This is a genomic window from Nocardia miyunensis NBRC 108239 (genome assembly GCF_001613065.1).
GTDB classification, from domain to species: Bacteria; Actinomycetota; Actinomycetes; order Mycobacteriales; family Mycobacteriaceae; genus Nocardia; species Nocardia miyunensis.
This window is the reverse complement of record NZ_BDBQ01000124.1, coordinates 1-15240: the sequence shown is the minus strand read 5'-3', so window position 1 is coordinate 15240 and position 15240 is coordinate 1. Positions and strand designations below refer to the sequence as shown.

General features: G+C 61.0%; 13 protein-coding genes and 2 pseudogenes. 6 read left to right on the top strand and 9 right to left on the bottom strand.

What is annotated here, in order from left to right; genetic code table 11:
• Positions 1-216: 216 nt before the first annotated feature.
• Complete coding sequence (locus tag NM2_RS42985; RefSeq protein ID WP_157121816.1) at positions 217-1290, bottom strand: IS4 family transposase; 1074 nt, start codon at positions 1288-1290, stop codon at positions 217-219.
• 163 nt (positions 1291-1453) lie between these two features.
• Between NM2_RS42985 and NM2_RS42980 the strand changes: the two are divergent.
• Positions 1454-3162: pseudogene (locus NM2_RS42980) on the top strand (IS1634 family transposase).
• A 362-nt stretch (positions 3163-3524) separates the two neighbouring features.
• Here the strand turns inward: NM2_RS42980 and NM2_RS49870 are convergent.
• On the bottom strand, positions 3525-3773 hold the full coding sequence (locus NM2_RS49870) for a hypothetical protein (RefSeq protein WP_157121814.1): 249 nt from the start codon (positions 3771-3773) through the stop codon (positions 3525-3527).
• Between NM2_RS49870 and NM2_RS53205 the strand changes: the two genes are divergently transcribed.
• Complete coding sequence (locus NM2_RS53205; protein WP_369690368.1) at positions 3660-4001, top strand: HNH endonuclease; 342 nt, start codon at positions 3660-3662, stop codon at positions 3999-4001. The two genes, NM2_RS49870 and NM2_RS53205, sit on opposite strands and share 114 nt — an antisense overlap.
• Before the next feature lie 70 nt (positions 4002-4071).
• On the opposite strand, the gene NM2_RS42970 is transcribed toward NM2_RS53205, so the two are convergent.
• The 7 genes and pseudogenes from NM2_RS42970 to NM2_RS42940 form a co-directional block, all read right to left on the bottom strand.
• Positions 4072-5493 (bottom strand): site-specific integrase, encoded by a 1422-nt coding sequence (locus NM2_RS42970; protein WP_067682546.1) that lies wholly within the window; start codon positions 5491-5493, stop codon positions 4072-4074.
• Positions 5494-5673: 180 nt separating this feature from the next.
• Positions 5674-5997 (bottom strand): helix-turn-helix domain-containing protein, encoded by a 324-nt coding sequence (locus tag NM2_RS42965; protein WP_067682542.1) that lies wholly within the window; start codon positions 5995-5997, stop codon positions 5674-5676.
• A gap of 186 nt (positions 5998-6183) precedes the next feature.
• Positions 6184-6507, bottom strand: a pseudogene (locus NM2_RS53200) (site-specific integrase); the annotation flags it as partial.
• A gap of 798 nt (positions 6508-7305) precedes the next feature.
• Complete coding sequence (locus NM2_RS48395) at positions 7306-8034, bottom strand: GntR family transcriptional regulator (protein ID WP_084532176.1); 729 nt, start codon at positions 8032-8034, stop codon at positions 7306-7308.
• Positions 8035-8342: 308 nt separating this feature from the next.
• The gene (locus NM2_RS42950; RefSeq protein WP_067682537.1) at positions 8343-9104 is read right to left on the bottom strand and encodes an amino acid ABC transporter ATP-binding protein; all 762 of its coding nucleotides are present in this window, start codon (positions 9102-9104) and stop codon (positions 8343-8345) included.
• 3 nt (positions 9105-9107) lie between these two features.
• A complete protein-coding gene (locus NM2_RS42945; RefSeq protein ID WP_218026107.1) occupies positions 9108-10031 on the bottom strand; it encodes an amino acid ABC transporter permease in 924 nt (307 codons plus the stop codon).
• Positions 10028-10951 (bottom strand): transporter substrate-binding domain-containing protein, encoded by a 924-nt coding sequence (locus NM2_RS42940; protein WP_084532174.1) that lies wholly within the window; start codon positions 10949-10951, stop codon positions 10028-10030. Before NM2_RS42940 ends, NM2_RS42945 begins: the two co-directional genes overlap by 4 nt.
• Positions 10952-11652: 701 nt before the next feature.
• Here NM2_RS42940 and NM2_RS42935 point away from each other — a divergent pair.
• From NM2_RS42935 to NM2_RS42920, 4 genes are all read left to right on the top strand, one after another.
• Complete coding sequence (locus tag NM2_RS42935; protein WP_067682532.1) at positions 11653-12507, top strand: fumarylacetoacetate hydrolase family protein; 855 nt, start codon at positions 11653-11655, stop codon at positions 12505-12507.
• Positions 12504-13799 (top strand): amino acid deaminase, encoded by a 1296-nt coding sequence (locus NM2_RS42930; protein WP_067682530.1) that lies wholly within the window; start codon positions 12504-12506, stop codon positions 13797-13799. Before NM2_RS42935 ends, NM2_RS42930 begins: the two co-directional genes overlap by 4 nt.
• A 21-nt stretch (positions 13800-13820) precedes the next feature.
• On the top strand, positions 13821-14198 hold the full coding sequence (locus NM2_RS42925; protein ID WP_067682529.1) for a RidA family protein: 378 nt from the start codon (positions 13821-13823) through the stop codon (positions 14196-14198).
• Between the two features lie 72 nt (positions 14199-14270).
• Complete coding sequence (locus NM2_RS42920; RefSeq protein ID WP_067682527.1) at positions 14271-15047, top strand: SDR family oxidoreductase; 777 nt, start codon at positions 14271-14273, stop codon at positions 15045-15047.
• Positions 15048-15240 lie beyond the last annotated feature (193 nt).

The window sequence follows — 15240 nt, the reverse complement described above, 5'->3', positions numbered from 1 at the left end:
TCGCCCCGGGTTTGGTGCCAATGCCGTTAACTTACGCGGCGGTGTAGCTGAATCTCGGCTCGGGTGGTGTGGTTGATGTTCTTGTGCTGTAGGTCTTTTCGGCCGAACTTGTGGCGACCGGCCCGTTTGATCACCCGGGGGTAGCTGCGGTGGCGGTGCGGGTTGGTGCGTTCGAGGATCTCGGCGACGGCGTGAGTGATGGCTGTGGTCAGTCGGTCAGGGGGAAAAACCCGCTTGCCCGGTGATGTGCCGCCGGGCAACGCGCAGGGTGCGGATGAACGACAGCCGTAACGGGTCGGTGGAGTCGAAATCCGCAGCGTGATACATCAGTTCGCGGATGGCGTAGTGGGTGGTCAACAGGCCCCAGATCTCTTGGCGCACCATGGCCGGGCTGTGCGAGCGCAGCACCCGGTAGCTGCCGCGCTGGCTGGTTTCGATCTCGGCGAAACTGGTCTCGATCTGCCACCGATGGTGGTAGGCCGCGGCAAGCTCGACTGCCGGTGCGATCTCGTGGTCGAGGATGGTGGTGATCAGCCGGATCGGGCCCAGCTCGTCCCGGCCGCGGTTACCGATCTCGTACTCGATGACCCGTATCGGCACTCCCTCCGGCGCGGTGCCGGTGCCTCTGGCCTGGTTGCGGCGGTTGCGTTGGCGTTGGGCCTTGTCGGCCAGCCGGGACAGGAACGATCCGTCCGGAAGGTGTTGCACCACAGGCAGGCTCACCATCGACTGCACCCGCCACAGCAGATCCGCGCCGGTCGCGGTGGCCTCGCGCCAAAACTCGTGACTGAAGAACCCACGGTCGGCGATGACCAGCATCTCGGGACAGAATCCGTCCAGCAACGCCCGCGCCAGCTCACGCTCGTCGGTCTCGATCGCGCCGATCTGTGCATCGACGATCGTGTGAGTGCCGCACTCGGCCAATGCGACGACCTTCACCTTCGGGTACGGGTCGTCCAGGCTCTGATGGGTCTTGCCGCGCCCGAACACCTCCTCGTTGTCTTCGGTGTCCGGCACATCCATCTGGACCCCGTCCACGGCCATCATCCGCCGCCCCGCCAGCCACGCACCCGGTGTTCCCGGACCAGCCAGCGGCACCGCCACCCGCCGGAACAGCTCACGCAACGGTTCCTCACCCAGCCGGGCGCGTGCCTTGCACAGCGCCGCCGAACTCGGCATATGCCAGTCGTCATCCCACGACCGCAGAAACACCAGCCCATCGGCCAGTTTGCGCATCACCTCCTCGTAGGCGTCGCCGAAGAACAACGTCATCGCCAGTACGAAATACACCACCACACCTGCGTTCCGCGTAATTCGGAGGTTCTGGAGGTAGCGGTTGGGTGTATCCGCTGGTCGGGCGGATGCAACGCGGAGGAGCGCTGATTTCTCCTAGAGACGCGATTCTTGTTTTCTATGTGGCTTGTGCTGTGGTTTTGTCATATGGTCTGGAGTCGTGTACGTGAAGACGACCAAGCGGGACAACAAGTCCGGCACGGTCAGGTATCTACATCTGGCGCACAACGTGTGGGATCCGGTCAAGGGCCGGGCGATACCGAAGGTGCTGTTCACCTTCGGGCGGGAGGACGAACTCGACCGTGACGCGGTCAAACGCCTGGTGGGGTCGTTGTCGCGGCTGCTGGATCCGGCCGATGCCCTGGCCGCGACGGCGTCGGGGCCGGAGTTGGTGTTCGTTTCCTCCAGGGCGTTCGGTGGGGCGTATGTTCTCGATCATCTATGGCGGTGGCTGGGCATAGATGCGATCGTGGGCCGGCTCGGGCCCGGGCGGCGGGGCCCTCGCCGCGACGTGAGTGTCACCGAGCGGGTCCTGTTCGGGCTGGTCGCCAACCGCGCGTTATCCCCGTCGTCGAAACTGGCTGCGGCGGACTGGATCTGCGGTGACGTGCACATTCCCGGACTGGCCGAAACCACCGATGATGCCTGTTACCGGGCGATGGACTGGCTGCACGCGGTGACCGACGAGCTGGAAAACAGGTGTTCGACCGGGTCGCGACCCTGCTGAATCTGGAAGTGGATCTGCTGTTCTTCGATACCACCTCAACGTATTTCGAGGTCGAAGGCGCTGATGAGCCCATCGCCCGCGATGCCCGCGGCAACCCCGCACCCGACACCAGCGGTAGCGGGGAGACGATGGCGGGGTTTCGTACCTTCGGCAAGTCGAAGGATTCGCGAGATGACTTGCCGCAGATCGTGATCGGGATGGCGGTGACCCGGGACGGGATTCCGGTGCGGTGCTGGTGCTGGCCGGGCAACGCCAGCGATCAGGTGCTGATCCGCCAAGTCAAGGACGACATGCGGGACTGGACGCTGTCGAAGATCGTGTGGGTCACCGACCGCGGCTTCTCCTCGGCGGAAAACCACCGCTACCTGCGTCAAGGCGACCACCACTACATCATCGGAGAGAAACTGCGCTCGGGGTCGGCGGAGGTGAAGGCAGCGATGTCACGGCAAGGCCGCTACCTCGACATCGCGGGCAATATGCGGGTCAAGGAAGTGCGGGTCAGCGACTCGGAACGGTTCGTGATCTGCTACAACCCCGACGCCGCCGAGCGCGATCGCGCCACCCGCGATCACCTCGTCGCGGCGCTGGCCGAGGTGATCGAGGGCAGCGACACGCTCTCGGAGTTCAAGCGCGGTGAGTTGCGCGGCAAGATCGCCGGCAAGCCGGGGCTGAACCGGTTCCTGCGCGTGACGACCGGCGGGAAGCTGCGTATCGACGCGGCGAAGATCAAGGCCGAAGCAAACTTCGACGGAAAATACCTGCTGCACTGCAGCGACCCGAACCTGTCCAGTGAAGACATCGCGGTGGGATACAAGCAACTTCTCGAGGTCGAACGAGGCTGGCGCGATATGAAATCGGTCCTGGACCTGCGGCCGGTCTACCACCGGCTCGAAGAACGCATCCGCGCCCACGTCGTGCTCTGCTGGCTCGCTCTGCTGCTGGTCCGGATCGCCGAAACCCGCACCGGCGCAACCTGGAACACGACCCGCCGCGAGCTCGACCGCATCCACGTGGGCACCTTCACCGGCTCGGCCGGGACCTTCCGCCGCACCACCGACCTCACCAAGCCTCAACGCGACCTGCTCGCCGCCCTCGACATCCCCACACCCAAGCAAGTTATCGAACTCACCCCAACCCCCTGACCAGCACCGATACCACCGCCTAGAGACACGGTCCCTCGCCGCGTCCACCTATATCCACGCACGTCAAAGCATAAATCGCAGCTCCAGCCAATCCGAATTACGCGGAACGCAGGATCGGGAGGTATGCGTAATGCAGAGTGCTGAAACGGTTCTCGCTGTCATCCGGGAACGCGGCAGGCGTGGCCTGCCGTTGGAACGGCTCTATCGGCAGCTGTTCAACAAGGAATTGTTCCTGGCGGCCTACGGGAGGATCTACTCCAATGACGGAGCGATGACGCCCGGGGTCACCGGGGGACCGTGGACGGCATGTCTCGCTGCTGAAAACGCTGGCCGCCAAGCATCGTTCGTCGGTGTCGAAGATGTCACACAAGCACAAGACGACCGTGACCACCAGTCGCGGCCCGCGAAAGTGCTTGCAGGTCACCGTCGAACGCGACGGCAGGAAACCGCTGGTCGCGCGGTTCGGAGGTATTCCACTGCGACGGCAGAAGCTGGCGGTGCTGCGCGATCGTCAGCCCGTCCAGTCCACAGTGCGCCGTCGCGAGATAATCTCGCGGCTGCTCACTGGGAGATGCGAGATCTGCAAACGCGACGGTGAGGTGGAGGTCCACCACGTCGTCCGTCTCGCCGATCTCGCCAAACCCGGACGGCCACAACCGGCATGGGCGCAACTGATGGCACGAATGCGGCGCAAGACCCTCGTTTCTGCCGCGAATGTCATCGCCACATCCATACCGGATCTTTTGTCGCGCACACGAAATCACCGGAGAGCTGCTTGCGGTGAAAGTCGCATGGGTGGTTCGGGAGGAGGGCGTTGCTTTGCCTGGGGTTCAGGCTAACTGAGGGTTCTTCGGCGGGAACCCAAGGACGTTCAAGGGATTTGGGGCGAGTCCATCCTTGGGTTCGTGCTCAACCCAGTGGGTCGTATTGCTCGGCTGGGGTTTCGAGGATCACTCGCGCGGCTGCGCAGTATCGGATCGCTGTGGTCTCGTCGAGCCCGAACACAACGGCCAAATGGAGTGGGTCGGGACCGTGGATGAGCGCTTCGTCGAGTTGACGGTCGACCCGCAAGGTTTCGAGTGTGGCGGCTCGCTGACGGAACGGCGCGGTGAGTGCGTTGACGCTGATGGCGCGGGTGGTCGAGGCGGTCTGTTTGTTGATGATCAGGTGCGGGTTGGCGGTGTTGGGCCAGCGTTTTCGCCGGTATTCGAGCCAGTCGAGCAGGAGCCGGTGGGTGAGTTCGTCGAGGGGGCGGGTCACGGTGCCGATGGTCAGCCGCCGGTTGCCGAGGTCGACGTCGTCCAGGCGCAGGGTGCGAATGGCTTCGGGCCGGGCGGCGTGGACTGCAGCCAGGGCGAGCGCGATCCGGGCTGCTGGAGTGGTCGCGGCCTTTGTTGCCTCGTCGATTTGGCTGCCGCGCAAGGGAATAATGATCGGCTCGTCGCGATGGCCGGGGCGGACTCGCGCTGCGGGGTCAACGAAGATGGTGCCCTTCTTTTTGCAGTGCCGCGTTAAAGAGCGCAGCGCGCCGAGGGTTCGCCGCCGCTGGTGACCGTGCAAGGCGCCGGCGACCGCTCTGACGTCGCCGCTGGTGACCTCACGCAGGTGGTCGTATCGGCCGGACCACTCGACCAGCACGGGATGGGCGGCGCGCACGTAGATGCGGACGGTGTTGATGTTGCGGGGCCGGCTGCGGGGCCCGCCGCGCTGCAACACCAGCGCCCAGTTGCGGGCGTCGGCGGCGATGCCCGGCGTCAGATCGGCGAGTTTGCTCTCGAGCCAGGTGTCGAAGGACGGGACGCGGTCATCGACCAGTAATCCCAGCTCGGTCAGCACTTCGGCGACCCGGTTGATGCTGACGCCATAACGGTGCAGCACGCCGATCAGGTCCGAGTAGCGGAACTGTTCGCCGTCGCCATGTCCGGACAGCAGGATGACCAGCGCCCGGTCCAGTTCGGCGGCCAGTTTGGTGTTCCAGCCACGGCCCTCGCCCAGTGCTCGGGCGATCCGGCGCGCGCGAACCAGCGCGGGGCTGGTGAGCTCGGCATGCTGGGCCCGGTCGAAAACCCGACCTGCCCCTGGCAGATGGAGTTGCAGTTGTCCGCTGGTCACCGTTTCCGGCTCTGATGACGGCAGCGCGGCGATCCTCGCCCGGACGCGGGCGCGCAACCGCACCCCGGAACGCGGGCCGCGCATCTTGGTCATCCCCGCGAACCACAACTGGTGGTAGGTGACCCGTGCGAGATCGTCCTCGGTGACGATCAGTGGATCCGCGGCCAGCGCGGCGGCCTGCAGCCAGCACAGGCGGCAATAGCCGTTCTTCAGCGGCACGACCCGAGCACAAACAGCGCAGACGGCGCTGGGGTGGCGGCCGCCGGAAGTCGTAGCAGGCGCGGCAGTAGCCGCCATACAACACCCCCCAGGCCAGGCATTCGGGGCAGCTGTCCGCCTGGTTGTCCGGGGCCCGCCGGGCAGCCCGTGTCTGCTCGAGCCACTCCGGTCTCCGCCTGGTCATTCGGGTGGAAGTGACCGGCCGTCACGGCGTTTGGGCGTCACTGTCGGCCCGCTGGTTCCGGTCGAGGCCGTCGGCTCGGCGTCGGTGACCGGCCGGTTGACCTTGTCAGGCTCGGGAATGAGGATCTCCTCGACCCCGCAGCCCAGCACGGCGCAAATGATGTCCAGGTCCTCGAGCTTGATACTGGCCGGGCTGCCCGACCACAGCCCGGACATCTTCCCGGCGCTGACCACCAGGCCGTGATCAGCGAGCTGGCGCTGCAGCTCGCTGGCCTTCCAGATGCCGCGGTTAGCGGCGGCCAACCGCAAGTTCCACCTCATATCCCCAGTCCCTTCAGACGCGCAGCGGCGCGGTCCTGCCCGGCAAGCCACGCGTCCTCGACGTGCGTGCGATGAACATGGATGTAATTCATCGTCGTGGCAACCCAGGAGTGACCGAGCGTTTCCTGCACAGAAGTGACGAAGAACATGCGGAGTCAGACTGTCGGGCCATTCCGGCAGATGCCGGACCGCGGCCTCGGCCAGACCGGCCCGCAACGTCTCGCCGCTCACCCAGGCCGCGGTGCCATCGGCGTTACGGCGCTCCGAGCAGAACAGTGGCGCGCCCAACCGGGCGGGATCGTCGCCGAGCTGGCACCACACGTCCTCGACGAACCAGCGCAGGATCCGGCCCGCGCCGTTGATCAACGGCACCATGCGCTCGCGCGGCCCGGAACCCCGAGCGCCTTTGCCATGGCGGACATGGAGTTTGCCGAACCGGCCCAGATCCCACTTGATATCGGCCAGATCCAGCTGACGCGCCTCGTTGACCCGCAACCCCACCTCGCTCATCAATTTCGCTGCGGCGTAGTTGCGGGCAACAGGCCCGAACTTGCGGCAGGTCGCCACCTCCCCGCGCCACCCGGCGAACAGCCGTGCGATCTGCTCGGCGGCCGGCGGGATGCGCAGCTTCGCGTTGAGCCGCCCTCTGGGCCGGTTGATCTCGTCGATCGGGCACTCGACGATCCAGCCCGTCAGGTTGTGGATCTCGACCTTGTGTCGCAGCTCCAGAAACTCGAAATAGGTCTTGATCGCTTGGGCCCGAGCGAGTCTCGTGGGGATCGGCACCGGGCCCAGCACCGTCCCGAAATACACGTCCGCGTCCGGAGGCAGCATGTCCCACAACGGTTTCCCGAACCAGGTCCGCACCTGCTCCAAGTGGCTGACGTCCGAGCGAATCGTGTTGTCCGACAAGCCAGCCGCGCAACGGGCGAGGACAAACCCAGCGAAGACGTCGGTCTCGAACCGCTCGATCTCCTCCGGGCCCGCAGGCGCACGCATCTCGCGCAGATCCCGCACGACCGACAACCCCACCGCGCCTCCTGACCTTCAACATCACCGCCGAAGAATCATCAAACGCGAGAACTGCTCGGAATACCCGAAGTTGAGTCAGAACGGCCAAAAACCACCAGAACACGGAAAACCCTCAGGTCCAGCGAGGAACCAGAGACGAACACTCCAACGAACTCCGGGGTTATTTTTTAGTGCGATTCCCCCGGGCCACTCGACCGGCGGCCTTCTTCGCGAAGAGTAGCCGTCCGCAAACAGATCTCGAGAAACGGAAATCTGTGGAACTATCATGTCGCGGAATCACACGATGTTGGTTGAGACGCCGGTGTCAACTAGGTTGACGCGCAAACCCGCAGTGTTTACTCCTGGTTTAGACGACAAAACCAGAGACATGACATGAAGTATATGCTCATTCAGCGTGCTCCCGGCGCGTTCAGGGTTGCCAGCACGGATGGCCTCCGCTACGGAAACATGTTCTCGGGCACACGCTACGGAATCCCCTGAGGTTTGGGCATCACGCTCACGCAGTGCAGATGTGAGCACCAGCGAGTCCTGGACTGCCTGGCGAAGATTCTCATTTCGGCTGGCAGCAGCTATTGCCGAGTGGAACTCCCGGTCGTAATGTCGGAAGCTTTCCGCGTCATGGGACTCCGCATATGCCAGCGAGTGTTCCGCGAGAAGGACAATATTTTCGTGCTCCTCGGTAGACGCTCGGTTTGCGGCGTAACGGCCAGCGACTCCCTCGATTCCGGCGCGGAACTCGTAGGCGTCTCTGATTGCCTTGACCGATGGCGATATCACCTGCAACCCGCGCTGAGTCGGTTCCACCAAACCGATGTGCCGAAGACGTAGTAGAGCTTCCCTGACGGGGGTCTTACTCACCTTCAGCTGTGAGGCAAGCGACGCCTCGCTGACTCTGCTGCCCGGGGCGATCGTTGCGTCGACAATGCTGTCCCTAATTTCTTCGAACACCATCGATGTGAGGTTGTCAGGGCGGGCGGCAAGGGGCCGAAGCTGTTTTGCAGACATAGCATGAGTATATCTCGTACATGCCATACTGATCCCGATCAGATCTCCACCTCGATGAACGGCGCCCGAGCGAAATCAGACCCATCGCAGACTGGCTCTACGCCACCCCAGCTCGGGATGGCAAGCCCCACAGGCACAAACCATCCGGGCTACTCATCGTGCAGGCGCACAGATGCCACAGATCCCACGACAGTATACGGAATATTGTTGATCGACGGTGAGGACGGTGACCAGGGGGCGTGGGCCAGGTTGGCCAGCAGGGGTCCAGCGGTGCCAGCGGCGGACATGATGCTGATCGAAGGTAACAGTCAGAGTACCCGTGCGAGAAATTCCCTCGTCCGCTGTTGCTGGGGGCGCGTTAGCACAATTTTTGGATCCCCGGATTCGACAACATTGCCGTCGGCCATGAAGATCGCTTCGGACGCCACCTCACGTGCGAAGGCGATCTCATGCGTCACTACCATCATCGTGATTCCTGTTTCGGCAACTTCCCGCATCACATGCAGTACCTCGCCGACAAGCTCGGGATCGAGGGCGGACGTCGGCTCATCGAACAACATGACCTTCGGACGCATGGCCAATGCTCGAGCAATCGCTACTCGTTGTTGCTGCCCACCGGAAAGTTGAGCCGGATGCGCATTGGCCTTGGCTAGAAGCCCGACCCGTGAGAGCAATTCCGTGGCCCTCTCCTTGGCTTCTTTTAATGGCTGCTTCAAGACATTGACCGGAGCCTCGATAATGTTCTCGAGTACTGTTTTGTGTGGATACAGGTTGAACCGCTGGAAAACCATCCCGATAGCCGCTCTCTGTGCGGCAAGCTCCTTTCCGGACAGTTCCTTGAGCTTATCTTTCTCCCGACGGTAACCTATATGCTGGCCGTCTACAATTATCTCGCCAGCATCGATCGACTCCAGGTGATTGATGCACCGGAGCATTGTCGATTTCCCCGAACCGGAGGGGCCCAATATAGCAGTCACGGAACCCTCGGAGACAGTCAGGCTCACGTCGTTGAGTACATGGTTCTTACCGAAAGACTTATGAATATGGCGAAGCTCGACGATATCGGACACAGTCTATTTCCAATCAATCGATTTTACTGGAGCATTTTGTACATCGACTGGCAATACGTCCACCTGGTCGGGGGAGAATGAAGTGAATCCCTTTCCAACCGACTTCTCAAGGTAGTACTGGCCAATCGAAGCGACCGTGGTAACCATCAGGTACCAGAAGAGCGCCGCCAACAACAGTGGAATAACCTTGAAATTGACCGCATAGATGTTCTGGACTCGCGACAGGATGTCACCACCCGATATGAAGGCTACCAATGATGTGTTCTTGAGCATGCTAATTGCCTGATTTGCAGTAGGCGGCACAATTACCCGCATAGCCTGCGGAAGTACGATCCGTCGCATCGCCTTGCTTTCCGTCATGCCCGACGACAAGGCCGCCTCTCTCTGACCGGGATCGACGGAACTGATGCCTGAGCGCATGATCTCCGCCATATACGCGGCTTCATTTAGAGTAAATCCGAGGACTGCGGCGACCAACGCGGTGACGATGGCGTTCGTAGGCGTCGAGGTGGAGATATCGGTGAATGGAATACCAATTCCGAGCACCGGGAATATCAGCGCAAGATTGTACCAGAAGATGAGCTGAACCAGCAGTGGTGTTCCGCGGAAGATCCAGATGTACACCCAGGCCACCGTGCGAAGGACCGGGTTCGAGGACAGTCGAATAATCGCGATCAGTGTCCCGAGAACCGTGCCGCCCATCATGCAGACAACCGTCAAAACGATCGTGTTCACGAGGCCGGTGAGGATATCCGCATTGAAAAGGTAACTCCCGGCAACACTCCATTGCATATTCGAATTATCGGCAAGGGACCATGTCAGCAACGCAGATAGAGCGAGAAGAACACCCGCAGCCAGATATTGACCGTTCTTCTTCCTCCCCTCCGTCTGTAATGGAATATCGCGGATCCCGTTATCAATCATCATTTCTTAACTCCATTTACGACAGGTTCGGGAATCGACATTCCTTGCAGTTCCCAATGGTCGAGTATTCGCCGATAAGCGCCATTGTCCATCAGGACAGAGAAGGCAGCCTGCATTGCATCGGCCAAATTGCTCTCCCCTTTACGGACGCCGACTCCGATCAAGCCTTGACCATAGAATGATTCGATGATTTCGAGTTTGCCGTCGGTACCTCGAACAAGTGCACGCGCGAGCCCGTAGTCGATGGGAATGACCTCGACACGCCCATTCAGTAGAGCGAGCGTTGCATCCGCGAAAGTGGGGAAAGTCTTGATCTTGAGCGGGCGCTTCCCTGCGTTGTCACATTTGATGGACTGGTCGTGCATAAGCATGATCGATTTGGCTCCGATCGCACCGGCAACCGATCGACCGCACAGATCGTCCAGGGTTGAAACCTGCGTACCGCTGTCCGTCCGAACGACAAATGTCTGCTTGCTGGCGGCGTAGTCCACAAAATCGACGGACTGTTGTCGAACGAGGGTATCGCTGAAGTTTCCCATAACAACGTCGAACCGTTCCGATGCCAAACCCGGTACCAGCGAAATAAATTTGGTGTTGGTCATCTTCGGTTCGAGCCCGAGCGTTCTGGCCACCGACACGATGAAGTCAGACTCGAGTCCCGTAACGTCGCCGCTTTCCGTCTGTAAATAGGGCGGCTGCGAGGTTTGGCCGCCCACACGCAAGATTCCGCTATCCCGAATGGATGTCGGTAGTAATGCGCGGGCTGTGTGGTTTACAGGAATGTCTCCTACTGCCGATGATGCGTGCAGTTGGAAATCTGGCGGTCCGCTACCCAATTCTATTCCGGAGGCACTGATACTGCAGCCTGATGCAAGGAGGAGTGGCACGATTGCCACCACGGCTACCATAACTTTCGATTTCATGGGACCTATTCTTCTGTGGTTCGTTGGTGGATGATAAGACCGCTCACGCAACGAGTAGCTACCGACTCCAGGTACCGAACGGTTGGCTCATGGTCTGATTCGCTTCGACGCCCGAATCGAAAGCCGCTGACAGAACAAGCATTTTGTTCCTCATCCATCACGGCGCTTCGCGGCGCCGCACCGAGGCGCGGTGTTGCGACACCGTATCGGACTTCCGCTCTGCCGGCAGCGCACGTGTGGATCGGTGGCAACGCTCGTACACCGAGGTGGGCTCAGTCTTGGCAATCACAGGGGCGGTTCCTTCCGTGCAGTCTTGCCTATCGACATTGGACACAACCGTCTGGATGTTCGATATACGGTACGCCACGTGGCTTCGTGAGGCAAGGAAATCATTGTTGAGCGGGTCTTATGCTGGTCATATCCATCGCTCAGTGGATCAGATCCCTGACTTCTGTTGCGATTGGCGAAGTCTTGATATATGATCATATCTCGGATCTGGCTTCGAAGCCTGGACAGCGCGCGGTGAGCTGGCGCTATAGCCGAGGCGTCGACGTTCAACCGAGCGCGAATCGGTGTGGCAGTTCGTTCGCATCGTTCTGCGCGCTGCTCCGAGTACGTCAGGGCGGGTACGGGATCTAAATGCCAGAACCGGCTCGGGCACTACATTGCGTACGTACGAACAGAGATTCAGGAGATACTAGATGCGGCTAGCTACGCTCAAGGTCAATGGTGGTGATCGCGCGGCGTTCGTGGACCATGTACGCGGAGTGTTGTTCGCGGATGTTCTACTTCCAGGATTCTCGGGCGACCTTCTCGAGTTGATTGCGCGCGACGCTCAGGAGGATCTTCTGAGTCGTGCCTCATCCGCTCCGGATGACCTGTTCGCTCCGGCGCACGGGGCGGTCTACACCGCGCCTTACCTCTCCCCGCGCAAGATCTGGGGAATCGGATTGAACTATCGTGATCACGCGGGCGATTTGTCCGAGACGGTGCCCGATGAACCGGCGTCCTTCATCAAGGGCGACCACACGATCGCTGGTCCGGACACACCAATCGAACTTCCGCAGCAGAGCGACCGCGTGACTGCGGAGGCTGAGATCGGTCTCGTGATCGGGAGGACGTGCCGGAACGTATCGGAAGCGGACGCTCTCGACTTCGTTTGGGGCGTAACCACCATCCTGGACCAGACGGCCGAGGACATTCTGCGGCGCAACCCCCGGTTCCTCACCCGATCGAAGAACTTCCCGACATTCTTCTGCTTCGGCCCTGAACTTGTCCCACTCGCGGATGTGCTCGACATCTTCGGTTCCTTGGCGAAGATCGAGGTGACCACTGACCTCAATGGCGGTGCGGAGACACGCTCCAACACCGTTTCCAACATGACATTCAGTCCAGCGTTCCTGGTGAGTTTCCACAGTCAGGTGATGCCGCTCTTCCCTGGCGACATCATCTCGACCGGCACTCCGGGCGCTGTCGTCATCACCGATGGTGACACCGTCGAATGCCGAATTCCAGGTATCGGTACGCTGACCAACACCGTCGGGCAGGCGCGATGACATTGCAGAGCAAGGCATTCCATGAACTCGCCAACCGATTCCTCGACCACACCTACAAGGGGGTCCCACTCGGTGCCACGGTCCGGGTCTCCGACGTAGGCAACCAGGGATGGAACGTCGCGAACGGAGACACGGCTCTTCCGGTGACAACCTTGCGGCGTCGGGCGCTTGACAACAATCTACGGACAATGGCTGACTACTGCTCGCGCAGCGGCGCGCTGTTCGCTCCGCACGGCAAGACGACCATGTCTCCGCAATTGTTCGCAAAGCAACTCGAGGCCGGAGCCTGGGGAATGACGGCCGCTACACCCTCACAGGTCGCTACGATGCGCACCTTCGGGGTTCCTCGCATCATCATGGCGAACGAGCTATCCGACATCGCAACGATCAACTGGATCGTGAACGAGATGTGCAACGATCCCGAGTTCGACTTCTTCTCCCTCATCGACAGCGTTGCGGCGATCACAATGATCGACGCGGCCATCGCAGCTACGGGAGCGGAGGTTACGTTCAAGGTGCTGCTCGAGGTGGGCCTCCCCGGTGGGCGAGCAGGTATCCGCACTACTGAGGACGCCTTGGCGGTGGCTGAGGCTGTACACGGTTCATCACACCTGCTGCTTGGCGGCGTCGAGACCTACGAGGGTCTCGTAACCTCCGGCGGAGCTTGCGAGGATATCGCCGCGGTGGATGCACATTTCGATCGTGTTCGGCATGTCGTAGAACTGCTGATGGAACACAAACTTTTCGGTACCGAGACCATCATCGTAACTGCCGGCGGGAGCTCCTACTTCGACCGCGTCGTTGCGAAACTGTCCGACTGGAGTGGCTCAAAAACACCCACCCGTCTCGTATTGCGAAGCGGATGCTATCTCAGCCACGACGTCGGCAAGTACCATTCACTCTCCCCGCTCGACGGACGTCGCGCTGCTGACGAGCAGTTGCGACTCGAAAACGCGCTCGAGGCGTGGGGAAGCGTTATCTCTCGACCGGAACCGGGCATTGCAATTGTTGGTAGTGGTAAGCGCGATGTCCCCTACGACGTCAACCTGCCCACTGTACTTCGCGTCCACCATCGAGACCGCACGGTCAGCCACCTCGGTCCGGATACGCAGGTCTACAAAGTGATGGACCAGCATGCGTTCATCCGACTCGCTCCAGACCAGAAGCTCGATGTCGGCGATGTGATGGTCTTCGGACTCTCGCATCCGTGTACCGCGTTCGACAAATCCAGGTTCGTACCCATCATCGACGATGATTTCAACATTGTCGATGCCGTCCTCACATTCTTCTGAACCCTACGGAGGAAATTCAAAATGTCGCTTGTCGCTGCTCGGATCCCCGCCGGACCCGGACCTTCTGGCCCCTATTCGCCGAGTGCGCGTATCGGATCCTTCATCGCAACGTCCGGTCAATGCGGATACTTCCCCGATAAGACCCTGGGGAGCGGGTTCGCGGAACAGGCGACCCTCGCGTTGCAGAATCTCAAGGCGGCACTTTCCGCCGGTGGCGCTGCTCTCGGCGACGTCATTTCAGTCAATATCTTCCTTGTCGACGGTGGCGACTTCGACGAGATGAACACTATCTACAAAGAGTTCTTCGCTGAACCGTACCCGGCCCGCACGACAGTGACCGTCAAGCTGCGACCGGGAATCCTTTTCGAAGTCAATGCCCTTGCGGTCATTTCGGGTTGATTTCGGAGTCCGACCCCATTCAATTCTGTTCTCACCCATAAGTGTGAGGACGTAAACGTCCACGGAGGAAACATGGATCTAGGACTCGACGGAAAAGTCGCACTCGTTCTCGGCGCCGGTGGGGGACTTGGAGGTGCAATCGCTAAGACCCTCTCGCGAGAAGGTGTTGTCTTGGCGATATCGGACATCAACGACGATGCCCTTGCAGCCACGGCGGCGGGGCTGGCCGGGGAGTCACTTTCCGTCGAGTGGGATCTGGCTGACCTGGACGCAGTACCTTCGAACGTATCGATGATCGAGGAGGAACTCGGTCCTGTCGACATACTCGTCAATATCACCGGTGGTCCGCCCCCCACTCTTGTTTCGGGACAAAAGCAAGATCTATGGTCCGATCAGTTTCGGGCAATGGTTCTATCCGTTGTTGCCATCTCGGATCGTGTACTGCCGGGCATGATCGAACGGCAGTGGGGCCGCATCATTACCAGCACCTCCTCCGGCGTGGTTTCCCCGATCCCCAACCTCGGCATGTCCAATGCTCTCCGCTTGAGCCTCGTCGGATGGTCGAAGACCCTGGCTTCAGAGGTGGGGCGTCACGGCATCACCAGCAATATCGTTGTGCCGGGACGCATCGGGACGAAGCGCATCGCCTTCCTCGACGATGCGAGGGCCAAACGTGAAAATCGGCCTGCCGCGGAGATCGCTGCGGAGAGCGAAGCGTCTATCCCAGTGGGGCGATACGGTGACCCGCAAGAGTATGCGGACACCGTCGCCTTCCTCTCCAGCGTGAAAGCGTCCTACATCACCGGCTCTATCATTCGCGTTGACGGAGGTCTCGTACCGTCCATCTGATCCGGAAGTCGTCCGTGTGGTACGCATTTGAGGTGAAAGTCATTGCACCAGCACTCGGGTGAGTGGGTGGCCTTGGCGTCGCCGAGCATGGCCACGTCGATGACGACGGGAACGGTAGGAGCGCCCTGGCTCAGAGGATCCGCGGGCCGCGAAAGCAGGCATGGATGTTCACGGCCGAAATCGCACCGTCTAG

What these genes read in the sequence shown, in the direction of transcription:
- NM2_RS42965 (WP_067682542.1), bottom strand. Translation starts at nt 5,997, where the DNA reads ATGAGGTGGAACTTGCGGTTGGCCGCCGCTAACCGCGGCATCTGGAAG.
- NM2_RS48395 (WP_084532176.1), bottom strand. Translation starts at nt 8,034, where the DNA reads ATGTCTGCAAAACAGCTTCGGCCCCTTGCCGCCCGCCCTGACAACCTC.
- NM2_RS42945 (WP_218026107.1), bottom strand. Translation starts at nt 10,031, where the DNA reads ATGATGATTGATAACGGGATCCGCGATATTCCATTACAGACGGAGGGG.
- NM2_RS42940 (WP_084532174.1), bottom strand. Translation starts at nt 10,951, where the DNA reads ATGAAATCGAAAGTTATGGTAGCCGTGGTGGCAATCGTGCCACTCCTC.
- NM2_RS42935 (WP_067682532.1), top strand. Translation starts at nt 11,653, where the DNA reads ATGCGGCTAGCTACGCTCAAGGTCAATGGTGGTGATCGCGCGGCGTTC.
- NM2_RS42930 (WP_067682530.1), top strand. Translation starts at nt 12,504, where the DNA reads ATGACATTGCAGAGCAAGGCATTCCATGAACTCGCCAACCGATTCCTC.
- NM2_RS42925 (WP_067682529.1), top strand. Translation starts at nt 13,821, where the DNA reads ATGTCGCTTGTCGCTGCTCGGATCCCCGCCGGACCCGGACCTTCTGGC.
- NM2_RS42920 (WP_067682527.1), top strand. Translation starts at nt 14,271, where the DNA reads ATGGATCTAGGACTCGACGGAAAAGTCGCACTCGTTCTCGGCGCCGGT.